Here is an 18,700-nt window from a genome sequence, read left to right on the forward strand (position 1 = left end):
GGCGTGACGACCTCGCTACAACACGAGTTCCATACCCAAGGGGCACACGGTCTGTCACGCCCACAAAACCACCATTCACAAAATACACCGGAAACGACATACAAGGGGCACGGCCTGCCGTGCCCAGATTATGATGGCACAATGTCAACGCGCAAAGACATAGACACGAACGACCAGCCCGAGGCCGATACCTCGCCCCACCCCCGCGTCTCCGACCCGTCGGCCAAATGGCAACGTCGCTGGGAGGACATCGGGCTCTTTCGCGCGCCGGAGTATCCCCGGCCGGGGAAGAAGTACTTCGTCATGCCGATGTTCGCCTATCCGTCGGGCGACATCCACATGGGGCACTTTCGCAACTACACGCTCACCGATGCCATCGCGCGCCGAAAGTTGATGGAAGGGTACGACGTCCTGCACCCATTCGGATGGGATGCCTTTGGTCTGCCCGCCGAGGCGGCGGCGATCAAGCGCGGGATGCACCCGGAGCAGTGGACACTGGGCAACATCGCCCAGTCCAAGGCGACGCTCGCCAGGGCCGGAATCTCGTTCGACTGGTCGCGGGAGGTCAACTCCTGCCTGCCGGACTATTATAAGTGGACACAGTGGATGTTCATCCAGTTGTTCCGGCACGGCCTGGCGTATCGCAAGTCGGCCGATGTCAACTGGTGCGAGTCGTGCGGCACCGTGTTGGCCAACGAACAGGCCGCCGGGGGCGTCTGCTGGCGTTGCCACAACCCGGTCACCAGAAAGTCGCTGACGCAATGGTTTTTCAAGATCACCGCGTACGCCGATCGTCTTCTGGATGACATCGACGCGCTGCACGGCTGGCCCGAGAACCTCAAGACCCTTCAGCGGAACTGGATCGGGCGTTCGCTGGGCGCCGAAATCGAGTTTCGCCTTCCCGACGGGAGCAAGCTTCCGGTTTTCACGACCCGACCAGATACCATCTGTGGTGTCACCTTCATGGCTATCGCCCCCGATGCGCCGCTGTTGCGCACGTTGCCGATTCCTTCATCCCATCGCGCGGCCGTCGACGCCTTCGCGCACCAGGCGGCCGGTCGGCTGATGGTCGACCGGATGATGGAGCAGGAGAAGAGCGGCGTCGACACCGGCATCATGATCGCGAACCCGGTGAACGGCGAGCGCATTCCCCTCTGGGTGGCCGACTATGTCCTCGCCGGATACGGGACCGGATGTTTGATGGCGGTCCCGGCGCACGATCAGCGCGACTTTGAATTCGCGCGCAAGTATGGACTCCCGGTGCGTCGGGTCATCCAAGTCGGAGCGAGTGCGTCATCGGGCGACGAGATGACCGCCGCCGAACCGGAGTACGGCATGATGGTCAATTCCGGGCCGTTCGATGGTCTCGTCGGCCAAGCCGGTGTCGACGCCGTCATCGCCCACTTGGAGCGCAACGGCACCGGGCGAGCGCAGACCCAGTTTCACCTCACCGACTGGTTGGTGTCGCGGCAGCGCTATTGGGGGGCGCCGATCCCGATGATCCACTGTGACCACTGCGGCATCTTGCCCGTTCCGGATGACCATCTGCCGGTGCTGTTGCCGCGCGGTGAGGTCGACTATCAGCCCCGGGGCCGGTCCCCGTTGGCGGACGTCCCGGAGTTCATGAACGTCGAGTGTCCGCAATGCCACGGTCAGGCGCAACGCGATCCGGACACGATGGACACATTCGTCTGCTCATCATGGTATTTCCTCCGTTATCTGGATCCACGGAACGATCGCGCGCCGGTGGCGAAGGACAAGGCCGCTGCCTGGTTGCCGATCGACTGCTACATCGGCGGGATCACCCACGCCACGGGGCATCTGATCTACTTCCGCTTCTTCACGAAGTTTCTCAAAGACATCGGCTGGCTGACCGTGGAGGAACCGGCGACCTTCATGTTCAACCACGGCATGGTGCTCGATGCCGCCGGACAGGTGATGTCGAAGTCGAAGGGAAACGTCGTCTCGCCGCTCGACCTCTTTGCCCGTCACGGTGTCGATCCGGCGCGTCTGACGATGTTTTTCGCTTCCCCCTCCGACCGCGAAGTGCTCTGGAGCGAGGCCGGGATGGTCGGCATCGAACGCTTTCTCCTGAAGGTGGACCGGCTCGTGCGCGACACCGCCTCCGTGGCCAAAGCCGCATTCGATCCCGACCAGCGCTTCGATGTGCCCGCGCTGTCGGCGACCGAGCGCGTCGTCTACCGCAAGCTGCACGAGACAATCCGCAAGTACGACCGCGACTTCGCCGCCATGCAGATGAACACCTGCACCGCCGCCGTGATGGAACTGGTCGGTGAGATCGGCTCCGGCGGGCAGCTATCGGCGTCCCTGCGTGCGGTCTGCGCCGCCACCGTCGTCCGTTTGTTGGCACCACTGATACCGCACCTGGCCGAGGAATGGTGGGAAACCCTTGGGAAGGGGACCAGCATCTTCCGCAGCGGTTGGCCGCTGGTCGATGAGGTCGCCCTGCCATCAGAGACCATGACCATCGCCGTGCAAATCAACGGCAAGCTCCGGGGTCAACTGACTATTCCCGCCGATGCCGATGAAGCGGCTGTGGTCGCCTCTGCCGAGCGTGACGACAAGCTCCAGAGCCATCTACAGGGGACCCGCATCAAACAGGTCTATGTCCCCGGACGCCTGATCAACTTCGTCATTCGCCCTTCTCGTTGATGTCAGGAAGCCGGGCGAAGACGAGCTTCGCCCCCACAAACCCATTCCGGTTCTCTTGTAGGGGCAAGGCCCGCCGTGCCCGCAGGGGGCTGGAAGCCCCCTGTCCCCAAGCTGAGCGGTTCGATTGGTGGAGACGGATTGGCGGGCAGAGCCCGCCCTACAAGATGCGGCAACTGCGTGCCACGGACCTCGGTCCGTGCCGGTGGCCGGCACAAACAGGAAGCGGCGCCCCGAGTCCGGGGCGCCGCTGGAGTCACGCGCAAGTGCTGCCCGATCAGGTTGTCGCGTCGTCGACCGTGTTGAGCAAGGTGCCGTTTTGATCGATCGTCCAGGTGTCGATCGTGGCATCGTCGTCGATGTTGGCCGTCGCCGTGCAGGTGAAGGTGGTGGCCGCCGCGACCATCGCATACGAATAGCGGGCGCTGGCACCGACCTGAACGCCGATACGGGAGAAGTTGTTGCCGTTGGTGGCATCGGCGGTGATGCCGTTGCCCCAATACGTGTCATACTCCTGCCGGTAGGCACGCTCCATGACGTAAATCTGCTTCAGGATCTGCTTCGCCTCTGAGGTCTTCGACTTGGATGTGGCCGCCATGAACCGGGGAATTGCCAGAGCGGCCAGAATCCCGATGATGACCACCACGATCATGAGTTCGATCAGGGTGAAGCCTTTGTTGGTACGGTGAAGTCTCGAGAACATTGCGCCTCCTTCCTTGATTGGTTTTCTACTGTGTCAGACTCTCCGGCTCTCTATCGCCACACACCCCCGGAACCTGCTTCCGCTCCACGGGCCACGTGTACGGCAAAGGGAATGCCGATGGCGTCGGAGCGACGCGGACGACTCCGGGGCACCGTGCCAGCACATTGCCGGCGGATGAGTTAAGGGTCGTGCATAAAGATTGCACAGCGGCTGAAGCCTTGAGAGATACCGGTTTTTCATGCCTTTGGTCCTCGGATTTTGCCTTGGCATTCGCATTTTGCCGGACCGCCCGACTCAGAGTTGGGAATCGTCCGACACCGGGGTCAGGACGCCCCCATCATCGATCGTCCAGATGTCGGGCGCGGGATCATCGTCGAGACCGGGTGCAGCGACGGAAGCGGTGGCCAGGAAGTCGGAGAAGCCGCCGTCGCTGGACGTGATCGTATACGTGTACCGGGCGGGCAGAGTAATCTGGACCGTGATCTTCATGAATGTGTTTGGATTCGCGGCATCGGCCACGCCGGCGGGGATGAAGTAATTCTCATAGTACTGCCGGTACGCGCGCTGTTGAACGTAGATCTGTTTGAGGATTGCCTTGGCTTCAGCCTGTTTGGTGCGGACGGCGGCGGTCATGAATCGCGGAATCGCCAGGGCGGCCAGAATCCCGATGATCACCAGGACGATCATCAACTCGATCAACGTGAATCCGGACGTGCTGCGCCTGCTGCGGGCACTGCGCCCGCACCCTGGAATGTCCATCACTCCGCCTGTCCCGTGACAATTCATCATGGCCGCGCCCCTTCCAGACCCCTGTGATCTATCGGCAGAACCAGCGCCGCGCCCACTATCACCACTTATCACCCGTTCCGTATCAAGTTGCGGGCCGGACGCAACGGAATGGCCGAATCGGCGATCCGTCATAGGGATAGAGGCATCGGACGCCCTGCCGCAGTGCCGCGTCGCCCCCGGGAGCGGTGTCTTTTTGCCTGTGCCTTTGCAGAATGCAAAGCCCAGTCGAAGCGTGCTGACTCCGAGCCCGGCACGCTCGACGGCGCCGACGCGTTGCCTCCGGGGCTCTGAGGCGGTAGATTGGCGTGGCGGTCGCCGCCGATAATCGGTGTATAACGACCGATGGTGCAGACGATCATGTCACGTCAGGAAAGGACGATGCAGATGAAGCTCCCACGTCGGCTTGTTGCCGGTGCCTCTCTCTTCATCGCCGCGCTTGTCGCGGCACCGCTGTTCACCTGGGCGCAGGGGCAGTATGATGCCCGGCCCATGAAGCTGCCGTGGCGGATCGCCTTCGTGCGCGACAAGAACATCCATTTGATGAAGGGCGACGGCTCTGAGCAGAAGGCATGGCGGTCGTTCGGCAACGTGCAAGGGAGACTGACGTGGTCCCCCGACGGGCGTCAACTGGCCTGGTCGCGCTCCGGTGAAAACCAGTACCAGCTCCCGGATGGCGGGGGCGGTGCGCGGCGCTTGTATGATCTGTTCCGCGCCGAGGTGGACTCGACGCGTGAAGGGTATTGGCGGTGGATCACATGGAACCATGGCTCCCGGTCCCCCGACTGGTCCGCCGACGGCAAGTACATCGTGTACACCCGGGACATGAACGCCAACCAGGTCGATGCCGAGTTGCCCGACTACCAGATCGAATACTCCAACCTCGACGGCACCGAAGTCCATCGCCTGACGCGCCAGGGCGCCAAGCCCGGCGAGTGCCAGGGGGTTGATCCCGCCTGGTCGCCCGATGGCACGCGCATCGCCTTTGTCTACTGCAAACGAACACAAGAGGAGCCCAAGGTGGTCGACGCGTCGCAAATACAATCTGCGGGCGGCGGGTCACCTTTGCAGTTGGCCGGCCTGGTGATTGCACCCATCACCGGGATCACCGCCACCGAGGCCGAATTGGAAGCACAGGCGAAGCGGGCCCCGGATGTCGCCGTGCCGACATGGTCCCCCAACGGCCAGTGGATCGCCTATGTCAGCTCGGTCAAGACCGACGGCGGGATCTACATCATGTCCCCCGACACAGGAGCCAAGAAGAAGATCTTCGCCAAGACCGACCGCATTGTCCCCATGCAGGGACAGGTCTCTTGGTCGCCCGACTCAAAATGGCTCCTGTTTGCGACCATCGACGGCTTCATCTACGTCGTCGACAGCGAAGGGACACAGCGTCCCCAACGCCTCACCTCCGGCGGCAACGACTACTACCCGGCCTTCGCCCCACGGTAGGGTGGGTGCTCTGCACCCACCATCAGGGGGCTGAAAGCCCCCTGTCCACGATGGCCCCGGTGAGTGCAGGGCATTCACCCCGTCTAACCTCTCCCACCGGGAGAGGTCGCCCGCCTCCGGCGGGCGGGTGAGGGAGCTCTTTCGGCCATGACCTCGGAGATGGACAGGTGAGTCAGACCGTCACCGGACCGGGCGATCCGGCAGCGACCGATTCCAGGATCTGGACCAGATGCTGAAAGCGGAACGGTTTTTCCAGCAGGTCGAGAGCCCCGGCGGACTGCGCCTCCCGGCGCATCTGAGGTGAGGCGTAACTGGACACAACGACCGCCGGGATCGCCGCATGCGGGGGCCCGCCCCGCGCTTCCTGAAGGAGGGCGGCGCTGTCACCGTCGTTGAGCTGCCAATCGGCAATGATGGCATCGATGTGCCCGCGCCGCAGGCACTCCAAACCTTCGGCGACAGAAGCCGCCTTCACCGGCTGCCACCCTTGCAACGTGACCATCCGGGCAATCAAATCCCGGACCTCGTCGTGGTTTTCCACCACGAGCACGGTCTTCGTGGCGAGGGTCGTTCTGCCTGAGGTCGTCACACTTACTATATCGGCAATTGCCGCGATGGTCTTCTGGGCAGTCCGCAGTGGCACTCACACCGCCAATGGAAACCGCCCCGTGTGACCGGGGCGGGACTACGGGAGGGAAGCACAGCGAGGTCTCAGCCGGCAGGGGGGAGGTCGCCAATCCGGCCGTCTTACAGAAGAGTCGAAATCAGCTCGGCCCCTTCGGCCTCGCCGAATGTCAGCGCCAAGGCACAACCCACCAGAACCAGGACCAGCAACCAGATCGTGGTGCGATCGGCACGGGATTCGGTCCCATGCAGCAGGCCACGGTGTGAGCGATAGCGGTTCATCGATGCTCCCTTCTTGGGCACCAGCCCGAAGGGAGCCAACGCAACCCCGGTGCCTGAAGTACGGCTTGCGCCCGATGACGTAACGCGCTGTTTCACAAACGATTCCCCGGCATCCCGCCACGCACCAACCCTTGTCTTGGTCGTGGCAGGGATGCGATTGCGCACGGTCTTGCATCGTCGTGAACCCAAGTTCCGTCCGAAGCGAGCCCCGAAGGGGCGACAGAGCTTGGCCCACAGCGTAAGTGGGACTCTGAAGGCGAGATGATCTGACAACGGATGTCCTTCCCTTGCACGCGAATTCCCTCACCCGCCCGCCGGAGGCGGGCGACCTCCCCCGGAGGGGGAGGTTAGACATGTAACCTCTCCCTCCGGGAGAGGTCGATCCGTCCGGAGGACGGATCGGGTGAGGGAGCTCTTTCGCCCGCTCATTCTGTGGGAGAGTCTTCGGACCCCCGCGCCCAAGAACGAAGAACGGCGCCCCTGTTGGGGAGCGCCGTCCGAGGCACCTATGTCAGCCGGCCTACTCCGTCGGCCGATTGAACGTGACCCGCGCTGTCGGCCAGTAATGCCCTTCGTTCAAGCTCTCCGGACCGGGATTCCGATCGAGGGGTGACATCGGCCGGGTCGCATCGGGCAGCACGCCGTTGTTGTCGGGAACGAATTGCGCTGAGTTCGGGAACCACGCCGACATAGCGATCATCTGCATAAACGGTTCGTCGGGCGCCCAGTCGACGTACCCATTGGCCGGGTCATGGCGCGGCTCGATCGTGATCCAGAGCTTCTTCACCCGTGGATCGGTGATGACATTGATCGAATCGGTCAACTGCGGATCATGCTGGGACAGATTGCGCAGGAAGTCCTCACCGGGGAAGGCGAAGTTGGAGTCATAGCCGGCCGTATAGCAGTATCTGTTGTCGCTGTCGTAATCGTTCGGATTCGCAAAGCGTCCCATGGACAGCGGCTTGATGCCGGTGCTCTTGTCAAAGACCAGCCACGCCTCGTACTCCCAAGCATCAAAGATCCCGATGTACTCAGGCCTGTTTCTGAAGTCGATGATGTTCGGGAGCCCGATCGTGCCGGCCATCGATGTGTCACCTTGGCTCAGGGTAAACTGCCTTGGGGTCACCGCCTGCACGTCGAACACCAGCGAATCAAACTTGTCGCGCGTGGAACGCGTCAGTGCCGGATTGTCGATGCGCAAATCACAGGTGTCCCGGAAATCACCGGAATAGTAGCGGTAACCGACCAGCGTGCCTCCGATGTAGATCGGCTCCTCTCCCAAGTGCAGGACAGCGTTCACACTCTTTTTCAACGTGTCCGGGTGCTGCGGCACGCCATCGATGAAGGTGATGTCCGGCTCCAGACTGTCGAAGACCCGTCCGAAGTTCGACCAGGAGCTCTCCGGGTGGGCGGCATTGATCCAGATCGTGTAAGTGAACGGTGAATCGGGTGCCGGGGGGACGAAGATCTGCGAGTAAGTGTTGAACGCGCCCTCATAGTCAAAGACTGTCTTGGACAGGATCGACGGGGCACAGAACCAAACACCATACCCTTCGGACCCGTCCCGCCAATCCACGCCCACTTTCCCTTTCTTGTTCGATTGAGATACCAGTGTATACAGAGCGCTCGGTTGCTGACCGAACAGAGAGGGTATCAAGAACGGGTGGAACATGGTGACCGGATTGGTGGGGTATGCAGTATCGATGTTGTTCACCAGGAACATCGGTCCATCTAGCCCAATCGGATTCGGATCACTGACCGGTTCGATCGACATCGTGAGCGCAAAGTACTCTGCCAAGTTCACGCCGACGTCCACGCCGGGGAAGGTGGTCAGGGGCAATGTGTCGCCGTCTTGACCGATCGCCAGGTAGAGTTCGGGATTCCAGTGAAAGCGCACGAGGGGCGTGGAGACGAACCCCCCTGTCGCGGTGGAGTCCAACTTGATCGCCCACATCTCATAGATCTTCCCCGTCGGTTCCGCTTCCAAGGCATAGTCCGGCTGGACTCGGAGGTATGAGTAGTACTCGGGCGGTTTCGCCGGACCCTCGATCAAACACCCGGAGAATGAGATCGCCATCGCCGCCACGCCCAGAAGGGCGAACCACCGGAAGGACTTCGGGATCATGAGCTGGTTTCCTCCACCTATCGTTTTGCGGCGCCGAGACTTGTCAAGTCGGCGCCAAGAACACCAATGATAGACCCCCCCAGTTCGGCCCGTCAAGCGAAATCCCCCGGCAGTTGTCACGGACCGCACCGGGGCCCTTCAACGACCATTACTGCCCAGACGGGGGAATATTCCCGGGGAAGCTGGCCACTGAGCCGGCGTGTACATGGAAGATTCCTCGGTGCCCCACAGCTTGCTGTGGGAATCGCTTCCGGAGCATAACCCACGGCAAGCCGTGGGGCACCCGGCTGCAACCCGAGGATTTGCCCGGTTCCACGGGTTAGGGCGCAGAACCTCGCCCGCCGTCATTGGACGCAAGGGTCACAGAACTCTGTCACCGGATCGCCGCCCCGGAAGGCCACGTTGATAATCCGCACCACGTCCGTGAGACTGGTGGTCCCGTCGCAGGTGACGTCAGTCCGCTCCCGCGGGCAGGCCGGATCAAAGACCGGGGCGACCCCCCGGAAGGCGACATCGATCGTCTTGACAACATCCTGTACGTTGGGCACGCCGTCGCACTGCGGGTCTCCATGGCATGGACAGTCGCAGGCGAGACGACCCCCTTCGCCCACGATGATCTCCAAGTCGGACTCCTCGACCGTACCCCGGGCGGCGACCTGCACCATGCCGAAGCTCAAAGCGTAGGCCCCATTGGGGAATGGCGTCAGTGTGTATGGCAATCCGGTGAAGAGTCTTGTCATGGTCGGGATCACACTGTGCGAGGTATCCCACAGGACATGACCCACAAGCCGGACTCGGCTTGTATCTCCGTTGGCAATGAGCCTCCATTGCGCGACGGCTGAGTCCCCGGGAAGGATGTTATCCAAATACACCTGCAGAAACGAGGCGGAATCAAAGAAGGTGTAGAAGCTATCCGGGGTCATGTCGACAGAGATCGCATCGACATATGCGACGGTCAGCGTATCCCCTCGGACCGGAGGTGGCTCGGGGGGAACCACCGAATCTGCGCTGGCGGGCATCCCCTCAACCGAGGGCCCCTGCGGCGCAGGCCTGGTCATGATGTGAACCGCGCACGCGTATGGTCTGTATCCATCAGAACAGCGGGGGTCCCAAGTCCAGGTCCACTTCTTCAGGACAAACCTGTCGGGCCACAGGAGATTTACGTACCACCACATGGCGGCATAAGCCATGCCGCGGCACACCCCGTCGCCGTCGTGGTAGTGGCTGTAGCACCACACAGGGCCCGGACAGGCCTTGTAGTCCACGCACGCGGCGTAATTGGTTGACGTGGGAACGTGCTTCACCCCCGTTGCCGCCTGCATGAACCAGCCGGCGCTTTCCTGTGGAACGAAAAGGACACTCATGAATGCCACTCCGATGGCAAGTCCGATGCGCACGCCTCTGACGCTCATCATTCAACTCCTCCCTGCCCCCGCTTGGCTTGACCGAAGACAATGGAGAACCGGACGGATGGGACATCTTCGCCCGTGAATCCGGTCGCTTCCGATTTCAACACGCTGAACGCACCGCCGTGTGGCGGCGGCAAGACCAAGATGTCGACCCACTGTTATTCTATTGGCCGGGGCGCGTATGTCAAGGGAAACATGACAAGATGAAATCGGTCGCATTTTGCCCGCGCCACCACGGTGGGAGGCGAGGTGGCAGGCGCGCGCGACCCGCGCTTGCCCAACACATTGACAGGGCATATCTTACAGATGTCCGGTTGTTTCGCGGAGCCCGACGCCATGCCCGCCAATCTGCCGCCGCAATACATCAAGCTCGAGGAGGAGTACCGCCGCGAACGGGACAACAAGCGGCGGCTGGAGCTCCTCCAGCAGATGCTCGCCGAAATCCCCAAGCACAAAGGGACCGATCATCTGCAAGGCGAGCTGAAAGCCAAGATTTCCAAGCTGAAGGCACAACTGGAAGGGGCGCGCAAGTCGGGCGCTGTGCGCCACACGGCCCCCGACCACATCCCCCGTGAGGGGGCGGGGCAGTTCGTCCTCTTTGGCCCACCCAATGGCGGCAAGACCAGCATCCTCGGGGCGCTGACCCACGCCCATGTCGAGGTCACCGAGTGGCCGTTCGGCACCCGCAAACCCCAGCCGGGGATGGCCCGCTGGGAGAATGTGCAACTGCAACTGGTCGACACCCCTTCGATTGCGCCCGAATTCTGCGAGACCTATGTCTTCAACATCATCCGCACCGGCGATGTCGCTGTGTTGGTCGTGTCACTCGGCGACGATGACCTGCTGGACGAGTTGGACTATGTCGTCAACCGCGTGCATGAGGGGAAGGTGCGTCTGGAGGGTCTGGTTGATCCCGACCCGCGCTGGCCGACGGCGTTGGCCAGGCCGACGATGATCATGGCCACCGGGCTGGACCGTCCCGATGCCATGACCCGACTCGAACTGTTGCGCGACCGTGTCGGCAGTGGCGTCTCGATCTGGCCGGTGTCGATCCCGGAAAGAACGGGATTGAGTGAATTTCTCGGCGCCGGATTCGCCTCGCTGCACCTGATCCGGGTCTACAGCAAAGCGCCCGGGCACCCGCCGGACCGCGATGATCCGATCTTGTTGTCACCGGGCGCCACGGTCGCCGATGCCGCCCGCGCCATCCACAAGGATTTTGCCGAGAAACTCCAGTACGCGCGCATCTGGACCGGGACGAAGTCCGCCCTCGAGGGCCAACGCGTGATCGCCGACCACGTGCTGCAGGAGGGGGATGTGCTGGAGTTCCATGTGTGACGCGACATGTCCGTGCCGGCTGCACGGGCGAGCGATATGCGATTGGGTGTGGGGGAGCATCGCGACGCACCCGCCGATGCCGGAGCAGACCGACCGTTCGCGAACGGCCCCTACAGCGCTCCGACCGGTCGCACGCTGGTCTTGAAGTGCCTGTTCTGACTTGTGCGGACGTAAGGAGGACAGGCATTCCTGCCTGTCCGGGCAGACAGGAATGTCTGCCCTCCTTCGAGTCCCACAGAGGCCTCCGCATTCGAATGATCCTGGGAACACCTTGCCGCCTTTGCTGTTGAACCAGAGAACAGCACGGCCCCGGCCCCGGCCAAAATGAACACGAAATTCATCTTGCGGAATGGCCGATCGGACGATAAGGTAAGGTGTACCTGATTGTTCCACGTTCTTGGTTCCGATTGACACACAGGATTGATCAATGAACCCAACGACCACATCGAGCGCACGTCCCAAACGGGCCCTCGTGCCCGAGGCCGCCGACACGGCCGACCCGTTGACGTCCGAACAACTGCTCAATCTGTATCGCTGGATCTACGCGTCGCGGCGCGTCGACGACATGGAGCGCAAACTCAAGACCCAATCGCGTGTCTACTTCCAGATCTCCGGGGCGGGGCACGAGGCGGTGCTGGCGGCGCTGGGATTGACGGTACGTCCTGGGATCGACTGGCTGTATTGTTACTATCGCGATCGCGCCCTGATGCTCACGCTGGGTTACACACCGGCGCAGATGCTCCTCGATGCCGTCGGCGCCGCAGAGTCGTCGTCCGGCGGGCGCCAGATGCCATCGCACTGGTCGATCCCGCGCCTCCATGCGGTCACAAGATCGTCTTGCACCGGCACACAGTTCCTGCAGGCGGTCGGGTGCGCGCAGGCCGGGCGGTACATGGCGCACAATCCGGCGATCACATCGGAGATGATTCCCTATCACTCCGAGGAAATCACGATTGTGACCGGCGGTGACGGCACCACCTCGCAGGGAGAGTTCTTCGAGGCGATCAATGCCGCCTGCCTTGTCACCAAGCATGGGCAATTGCCGGTGCTGTTCGTGATCGAGGACAACGGGTATGCCATCTCCGTGCCCAAGTCGCAACAGACCGCCGGCGGATCGATCTCGAAACTGCTGGGCGGCCTGGTCGACCAGGGTCTATTGGAGATCGTCGAGGTCGACGGTACCGACCCGGTGGCCTGCTACCGGGCATTTCAGGGGTTGCAGACCCGGTTGCGGGTCGAGCGCAAGCCGGCGCTTATACATGCCCACGTGATCCGTCCCTACTCGCACTCGGAATCCGATGATGATCGGATGTACAAGACCCCCGAAATGCGCGAGGCGGAATCGGAACATGACACGCTGAAGAGCTTCCCCCGCTATCTGATCGAGCACGGCGTCGCCACCGAGGCGCAATTGGCGACGATCCGGCAGCAGGTCGACGCCGAAATCGAAGCCGGGGCACAGGCGGCACTGACCGCGCCACGTCCGGAGGCCAAGACCGCGACCTGGTACGTGACCTCACCGACTGTCGATCCGACGTCCGATCGATTCGCGGCCGAGCCGCAGTTTGAAGGCGGCGACCTGACCATGATTCAGGGGATCAACAAGACACTTCACGACGAGATGGCCCGCAATCCCGCCATCGTGGTGTTCGGCGAGGATGTCGCCGATGTCGGCCAAGACGAGCTTTTGGACAAAGTTCCCGGCAAGGGAGGGGTGTTCAAGGCCACGATTGGCTTGCAGAAGGAGTATGGCTCACTGCGGGTCTATAACTCACAGCTCGCCGAAGCGACGATCGTCGGCACCGCCACCGGGATGGCGACACGCGGGCTCAAGCCGGTCGGCGAGGTCCAGTTCTCCGACTATATCTGGCCGGCCATGATGCAACTGGTCGATGAGACCGCCAAGATCCGCTGGCGTTCCTTCAACGGCTTCTCCTGTCCCGCCGTGATCCGTGTGGCGACCGGCGGGTATCTCGGGGGTTCCGGTGCGGTGTATCATTCACAGTCGATTGAGGGCACCTTCGCGCATTTTCCGGGATTGCTGGTTGTGTATCCAGCGAGCGCGCTCGATGCGATCGGACTTTTGCGCACCGCATTGCGCTGCGACGATCCGGTCCTGTTTCTCGAACACAAACGCCTCTATCGTCAGCCGATCCTCAAGAGCCGCTACCCTGGTCCCGATTTCACGATCCCCTTCGGACGCGGACGCATTGTCCGTGCCGGTGATGATCTGACCGTGGTCTCCTATGGCGCCACGGTGCTCAAGGCGAATGCCGTGGCGCAGAAGCTTGCGACCGAGGGCATCCAGGTCGAGCTGATCGATCTGCGCACGATCATCCCGTGGGACCAGAACCTCGTCGCCGAGTCGGTGAAGAAGACCAGCCGTGTGCTGGTCGTGCACGAGGATGTGCGCACCATGGGCTTCGGCGCCGAAATCGCCGCCTGGATTTCCGAGAACCTCTTTGATCAACTCGACGCCCCGGTGCGGCGCGTCGGCGCCCTCGATACCCCGGTCTCCTACGGCCCCGAGATGGAAGATGTCATCCTGCCCCAGAATGACGACATCGAGCGGGCCGTCCGCGCGTTGATCGGCTACTGAGCGCTCCGGCGATATTCTGTAGGGGCGGAGTTTCCCCGCCCCTTGTCTCTTGTATGATGTGTGGCCCGGACCTTGGACCGGGTTTGCAAGAGCGGCGGCAATATGTGGAGGTGTCAGCAGACCCTGAGCAGGGTCACGGCCACGCCTCGCGGGCGTGATGAATCACGCCCCTACGGTGCACACGGATTGCAGAATTCCGTCGTCGGATTGGCTCCGCGGAAGGCGACATTCACCGCCTTCACGACGTCGACCACCGTTGTCACCTCGTCGCAATTCACATCCGCGCGAATTCGCGCGCAGGTCGGATCGATCGCCGGCGGTTCGCCCCGAAACGCTTCGCCCACGGTCACGACCACATCCTGCAGATCGGCCACACCGTCGCATTGCGGATCGCCGTGACAGCGGCAGGTGTTATTGAGCAGCACCGAGACACGGTCGCTCAGTTGATCGGCCACCGCCAGATCGGCGTCGTGATCCCCGTCCAGATCCGCCGCGAACAGAGCGTATGGGTAGTTTCCGGCGGTGAAGCTCTCAGGCGCGCCGAATGTACGGTCGCCATTGTTCTTCAGCACGGAGACATCGTCGCTGACCCCGTTGGCGACGGCCAGATCGGCATCACCATCTCCGTCCAGATCGGCGGCGAAGACCGCCACCGGGTCGATGCCGACGGCGTACTGGGGCCCGGGGTCGAAGGTCCCATCCCCGTTGTTCCACAGCACTGCGACTGTCTCTTGGCCGATATCGACCACGGCGATGTCGGCGATACCATCGCCATCCAAGTCGGCGGCGAAGATGGAATAGGGGACGTCCCAGAACGCGTAGTCCACCGGCGCGGCGAAGGTCCCAGTGCCGCTGTTCTCCAGAATCGAGACATTGTCGTTGTACGCATTGAGCACTGCCAGATCGGCGTCGCCGTCAATGTCCCAATCCTCTGAGACAACGGCATGCGGGTGATTGCGGGCCGTGTAACGGACCGGTGCGGCGAACGACCCGTTGCCGTCATTCAGAAGCACGGATACCTCGGTGCCGACACCGTTGGCCACGGCCAGATCGGCATCCGTATCTCCGTCGAGATCCGCGGCCAGGACGGCGCGTGGGGCATTGGCAGCCGCATGGTCTTCTGCGGCTGCGAACACCCCGTCCCCGTTGTTGCGCAGCACCGACACGGTCGTACCGTGGAAGTTGGCAACCGCCAGATCGGCGTCGCCATCGCCGTCCAAGTCGGCGGCAACGACCGAGCTCGGCGCATCCCCGACGGGGTACATCACTGCCGGAGCAAAGGCCCCACCACCGACGTTCCGGAGCACTGAGATACTGTCGTCGCTGATGTCGGCGGTGGCCAAGTCGACGTCACCATCGCCGTCGAAGTCGGCGGCGCAGATTGAAACGGGGTCGCTCCCCACCATGAATGAGCGGGGAAGGTCGAAACAGAATCCCTGGGCGCCAACTGTCGTCTGCCAGAACAGGCAGCAGATCACACTTCCGACAACGCTCACAAGCGCGTGCGAAATCGCGGACCCACGCATGGTCACCTCCCTCTGTGACTTGTGAACACCGAACTACCGGTTTATGATAACCTTATGGCGGCGCTTGTCAACGGGATTTCGACGTCGGACGGGGAGATCGGTCCTCCGTGGTTCCGGCTTTTCCCTCTGGTCTTCTTGGGAATTTGAGTTATCTTAGATCGGTTGACTGTTGGCTCTTGGTGAGCCCCCCATGATGTACATTCGTCCCGTCTGGCGCATCATCGCGGCTGCAACGCTTGTCCTCGGCGTGGCGGCCTTCGCGTTCGCCATTCCCTGGCCGTTTGCCCCTTTCAATCAGCAGTTGCCGATCGGCAATTCGTACGGGGAGTACCAGTCGTACGGCGGCTCGCCGTATCTGCACCCCGGGATCGACATCATGCAGCCGGCGTACTCGCATGTCTACGCGGTCAAATCGGGGTACGTGAAAGCGATTCTCACGACCTCGGCCGATCTGCACTGGCGCATCGCGATCGGCGACTCCGCCGATGACGCCGCCTGCGACGGGTGGCTGTATGCCCATCTCGATCCGAATACGATCCCGTTCATGGAGGGCGACTACGTCAACATCGGCGACTATCTGGGCGACATCGTCTGGTGGCCGGTCGCCAGTTTCCACCATTGCCACTTCGTGAAGATCCGCGACAGCGGCTGGGGTTGGGTGGCCGGCTGGGCGTTCGTCGGCAACCCGATGGATGAACTCGACGTGATCTATGATGATTCGCCACCGACATTCAGCATCGTGAACGGCGGCGTGAAATTCGCGCTGTTTCCCAACGGCACGCACTCCTACTACGGCCCCGGCGCGACCGTGTCGGGGGACGTCGACGTCATCGCGCACATTCAGGACCGCGTGGCCCACCTCACGTGGCAGTTGACTCCCGACCAGGTCAGCTACGAAATCCGCAACGACACGATGACCACCGGCGAGATTGTTACCTATGCCTTTACGGGCGTTCTGAACTACACGGAGAACGTCAACGTCATCTATCAGGACGATCCCACCTACGACACGCGCGGCGACTACGACGCGCGCAGCTACTACATCATCGTCACCAACACCGACGGTGACTCATTGCTGGAAGCGACCGACGCCGCCCGCTCGTGGGAGACTCAGAACTTCAACAACGGCGACTGGTGGGTCAAAGTCCGCGCCTATGACCATGGCGTCAACATCACCACAGACAGCATGCTGGTGCGGACCGCGAACTACTTCCCACTCATGGGGCAGGTCGGGCTCTGCGACGGTGACCCCGACTCCGCCGGGACCATGATCACCGCACCGGACCTGCCCGGCTCACCGACGTTTCTCACTGATGCGCACGGCGCCTTCGATCTCGACAGCGCGCTCTTGGGCGCCAACCGGCTGACTGTCTCACGGGCGGGATACGCGACGCTCGACAGCGTTGCGACTCTGCCGTCCGGCCTGTGGACCGCCAACCTGCAGCCGAGCTATCTGGTCGGCGATGTCAACAACGATGGGGAATACTCCGTCGTCGATGTCGTGCAATTGATCGGGTTTGTCTTTCGCGGCTCCACTCTGAAGCCGGTCCCGTACTGGTCGGGCGATCTCGACTTCGACCGGCAGTTCTCGATCACCGATGTTGTCAATTTGATCGAAGTTGTCTTCCGCGGGGCGACGTTTCCCCCGGCCTCCCACTGCTGGCCGTAGGTCCTCAAGACGAATCGCGCATCACACTACAGCGTGCCCACGATCAAAGATCGCGCGCATGTGGCGCAGTAATCGTACCACAGAATGAAAGATTCGCCGAGGACGGCAGGTGAACCGCGCGCCATGCCGACGTCAGACACCCGGCGGCACGGAAGAAGAGTTCTTGGGCCGGCATTCGGTCAGAGCACCAGCGAGCAGCGCCACACCAACCACGATCAGGATCAGCGGCCAACTGCGTCCGATGTTGGGAATGACTCCGAAGTTGCTGAGGAGAAACACCAACCCGATCCCGGTCAAAATGACCCCGCCCGTCACCGGGGCGCGCTTGACTTTGGGCGCCTTTTCCCTCGTACCGGTCATGTCGTTCATCTTCGTCCTCTGATGGCGTCAGGGGTCATAACCTAATCCCCACAAATATATCAGACGAGTCCAGCGACTCCAAAGTGCGAAAAAAGCACACCCCATGGGCGCTCTTCGCGGCCGGTCAAACCGGAGCCTGGACGGCCCACATAACTCACAATCGTCGAAGTAATTACAGGTCGTCGCTCCCACGGCCGACCTGGCTTCCCGCGCTCATTTCGCTTGACACCATTATCACGATGTGTTTCTTCGGGTTGCCGCGGGACATTCCCGCGTCACGGTTACTACGTCAGACGTCTTGTCGCACGACGGGAGCAAAACATGAATCTCGCCTTTGGTTTGATCCAGACAGCGGTCACCGCTTCTCTGCTCGTGTATGCCTTCCGCGCGCATGAGCGATTCTGGACTTTGGGATTCCTCGGTTGGCGCAAAGTCTACACAGGTCTGGTACTGTCCTTGCTGGGCGGATTGGCGGCGTTGGCGGCGTACTGGTCCGACAGCGGCTGGATCCTGCCGTTGTCCTCGGCCATGGCCGGAGGGCTGGGCCTGGCTCTCGTTCTCGCCGGCTCGATCGAACGGTTGCATGATCTGGCGCGTGAACGGCGTCAGCTCGAAGATGTCCGCGCCGGATACGATTTGTTCGACACGTTGCGTGAGGTCGCCGGCGGCGCCTACGCGTTCCTGGAAGTCCTCGATTTCGCCTTGAAGGAAATGGTGCGTGCCTCCGGCGCTGCGGCCGGAGGACTGTGGTTGTACAACCCCGCCGGCCGGGAGTGGGTCCTGACCGGAGCCGCCGGGATGTCGCAGGCGTTCCGCAAGCAGACAGAATCGGTGCGCGGCAGCGGCACCGGCTTTGATCGCTTGGCCCACACGAGCAAGGCGAGAGTCTTCTCACGCGTTGAGGAGATTCGCTTGTTCTTCCCGGAGTGGGAGGCGGAAGGATACCGTTCGATCCTGGGACTCCCCCTGCTGACTGGGGCGGGAGGAGCACCGGGAGCATCGGGCCCACAGGAAAAGCACCGCCTCGGTGTCATCGTCCTCGCCGATCAGGTGGAATCCCGTTTCGATGATGATCGGGCGCGACGTCTCCATGCCGCGGCCGACTATGTCGCCGCGGTCGTGGCCGAGGCACGGCTCCAACGCCAGGTGGAAGCGGC

At 62.3% G+C, this 18,700-nt stretch carries 14 protein-coding genes; 6 read left to right on the plus strand and 8 right to left on the minus strand.

Features of this window, described 5'->3' with window-relative positions:
- Positions 1–141: 141 nt before the first annotated feature.
- Positions 142–2,673 (plus strand): leucine--tRNA ligase, encoded by a 2,532-nt coding sequence (leuS, locus tag AB1792_03985; GenBank protein ID MEW5701370.1) that lies wholly within the window; start codon positions 142–144, stop codon positions 2,671–2,673.
- A gap of 274 nt (positions 2,674–2,947) precedes the next feature.
- Here leuS and AB1792_03990 read toward each other — a convergent pair whose 3' ends face one another.
- Positions 2,948–3,373: a prepilin-type N-terminal cleavage/methylation domain-containing protein gene (locus AB1792_03990; protein MEW5701371.1), complete on the minus strand. Its 426-nt coding sequence runs from the start codon at positions 3,371–3,373 to the stop codon at positions 2,948–2,950.
- A 294-nt stretch (positions 3,374–3,667) separates the two neighbouring features.
- Positions 3,668–4,132: a prepilin-type N-terminal cleavage/methylation domain-containing protein gene (locus tag AB1792_03995; GenBank protein ID MEW5701372.1), complete on the minus strand. Its 465-nt coding sequence runs from the start codon at positions 4,130–4,132 to the stop codon at positions 3,668–3,670.
- A 414-nt stretch (positions 4,133–4,546) separates the two neighbouring features.
- Between AB1792_03995 and AB1792_04000 the strand changes: the two genes are divergently transcribed.
- Positions 4,547–5,611, plus strand: coding sequence for a hypothetical protein (locus AB1792_04000; GenBank protein ID MEW5701373.1), 1,065 nt, complete (start codon positions 4,547–4,549; stop codon positions 5,609–5,611).
- A gap of 172 nt (positions 5,612–5,783) precedes the next feature.
- Here AB1792_04000 and AB1792_04005 read toward each other — a convergent pair whose 3' ends face one another.
- The 4 genes from AB1792_04005 to AB1792_04020 form a co-directional block, all read right to left on the minus strand.
- A complete protein-coding gene (locus AB1792_04005) occupies positions 5,784–6,254 on the minus strand; it encodes a response regulator (protein ID MEW5701374.1) in 471 nt (156 codons plus the stop codon).
- A gap of 104 nt (positions 6,255–6,358) precedes the next feature.
- Positions 6,359–6,517, minus strand: a complete 159-nt coding sequence (locus AB1792_04010; protein ID MEW5701375.1) for a hypothetical protein — start codon at positions 6,515–6,517, stop codon at positions 6,359–6,361.
- Positions 6,518–7,037: 520 nt separating this feature from the next.
- Positions 7,038–8,642 (minus strand): hypothetical protein, encoded by a 1,605-nt coding sequence (locus AB1792_04015; protein ID MEW5701376.1) that lies wholly within the window; start codon positions 8,640–8,642, stop codon positions 7,038–7,040.
- A gap of 344 nt (positions 8,643–8,986) precedes the next feature.
- Positions 8,987–10,057, minus strand: coding sequence for a hypothetical protein (locus AB1792_04020; GenBank protein ID MEW5701377.1), 1,071 nt, complete (start codon positions 10,055–10,057; stop codon positions 8,987–8,989).
- Positions 10,058–10,357: 300 nt separating this feature from the next.
- Between AB1792_04020 and AB1792_04025 the strand changes: the two genes are divergently transcribed.
- Together AB1792_04025 and AB1792_04030 are read left to right on the plus strand one after the other, a co-directional pair.
- Positions 10,358–11,389 (plus strand): GTPase, encoded by a 1,032-nt coding sequence (locus AB1792_04025; protein MEW5701378.1) that lies wholly within the window; start codon positions 10,358–10,360, stop codon positions 11,387–11,389.
- A 427-nt stretch (positions 11,390–11,816) separates the two neighbouring features.
- Positions 11,817–13,988 carry a dehydrogenase E1 component subunit alpha/beta gene (locus AB1792_04030; GenBank protein ID MEW5701379.1) on the plus strand — a complete coding sequence of 724 codons (2,172 nt, stop codon included), beginning with the start codon at positions 11,817–11,819 and terminating at the stop codon, positions 13,986–13,988.
- Between the two features lie 170 nt (positions 13,989–14,158).
- Here AB1792_04030 and AB1792_04035 read toward each other — a convergent pair whose 3' ends face one another.
- On the minus strand, positions 14,159–15,514 hold the full coding sequence (locus AB1792_04035; protein ID MEW5701380.1) for a VCBS repeat-containing protein: 1,356 nt from the start codon (positions 15,512–15,514) through the stop codon (positions 14,159–14,161).
- Positions 15,515–15,704: 190 nt separating this feature from the next.
- Between AB1792_04035 and AB1792_04040 the strand changes: the two genes are divergently transcribed.
- Positions 15,705–17,183, plus strand: coding sequence for a hypothetical protein (locus tag AB1792_04040; protein MEW5701381.1), 1,479 nt, complete (start codon positions 15,705–15,707; stop codon positions 17,181–17,183).
- Between the two features lie 132 nt (positions 17,184–17,315).
- Here AB1792_04040 and AB1792_04045 read toward each other — a convergent pair whose 3' ends face one another.
- Complete coding sequence (locus AB1792_04045; GenBank protein ID MEW5701382.1) at positions 17,316–17,543, minus strand: DUF5668 domain-containing protein; 228 nt, start codon at positions 17,541–17,543, stop codon at positions 17,316–17,318.
- Positions 17,544–17,864: 321 nt separating this feature from the next.
- Between AB1792_04045 and AB1792_04050 the strand changes: the two genes are divergently transcribed.
- Positions 17,865–18,700: GAF domain-containing protein (locus AB1792_04050; protein MEW5701383.1), on the plus strand; the 836-nt coding region annotated here is incomplete at its 3' end.

Source organism: Candidatus Zixiibacteriota bacterium (assembly GCA_040752595.1).
Lineage (GTDB): Bacteria > Zixibacteria > MSB-5A5 > WJJR01 > WJJR01 > JACQFV01.

Coding starts and splice junctions, on each gene's coding strand:
- AB1792_03995 (MEW5701372.1), bottom strand. CDS start 4,132: ATGGACATTCCAGGGTGCGGGCGCAGTGCCCGCAGCAGGCGCAGCACG.
- AB1792_04000 (MEW5701373.1), top strand. CDS start 4,547: ATGAAGCTCCCACGTCGGCTTGTTGCCGGTGCCTCTCTCTTCATCGCC.
- AB1792_03990 (MEW5701371.1), bottom strand. CDS start 3,373: ATGTTCTCGAGACTTCACCGTACCAACAAAGGCTTCACCCTGATCGAA.
- AB1792_04010 (MEW5701375.1), bottom strand. CDS start 6,517: ATGAACCGCTATCGCTCACACCGTGGCCTGCTGCATGGGACCGAATCC.
- AB1792_04020 (MEW5701377.1), bottom strand. CDS start 10,057: ATGATGAGCGTCAGAGGCGTGCGCATCGGACTTGCCATCGGAGTGGCA.
- AB1792_04040 (MEW5701381.1), top strand. CDS start 15,705: ATGATGTACATTCGTCCCGTCTGGCGCATCATCGCGGCTGCAACGCTT.
- AB1792_04045 (MEW5701382.1), bottom strand. CDS start 17,543: ATGACCGGTACGAGGGAAAAGGCGCCCAAAGTCAAGCGCGCCCCGGTG.
- AB1792_04030 (MEW5701379.1), top strand. CDS start 11,817: ATGAACCCAACGACCACATCGAGCGCACGTCCCAAACGGGCCCTCGTG.
- AB1792_04025 (MEW5701378.1), top strand. CDS start 10,358: ATGTCCGGTTGTTTCGCGGAGCCCGACGCCATGCCCGCCAATCTGCCG.
- AB1792_04035 (MEW5701380.1), bottom strand. CDS start 15,514: ATGCGTGGGTCCGCGATTTCGCACGCGCTTGTGAGCGTTGTCGGAAGT.
- AB1792_04015 (MEW5701376.1), bottom strand. CDS start 8,642: ATGATCCCGAAGTCCTTCCGGTGGTTCGCCCTTCTGGGCGTGGCGGCG.
- leuS (MEW5701370.1), top strand. CDS start 142: ATGTCAACGCGCAAAGACATAGACACGAACGACCAGCCCGAGGCCGAT.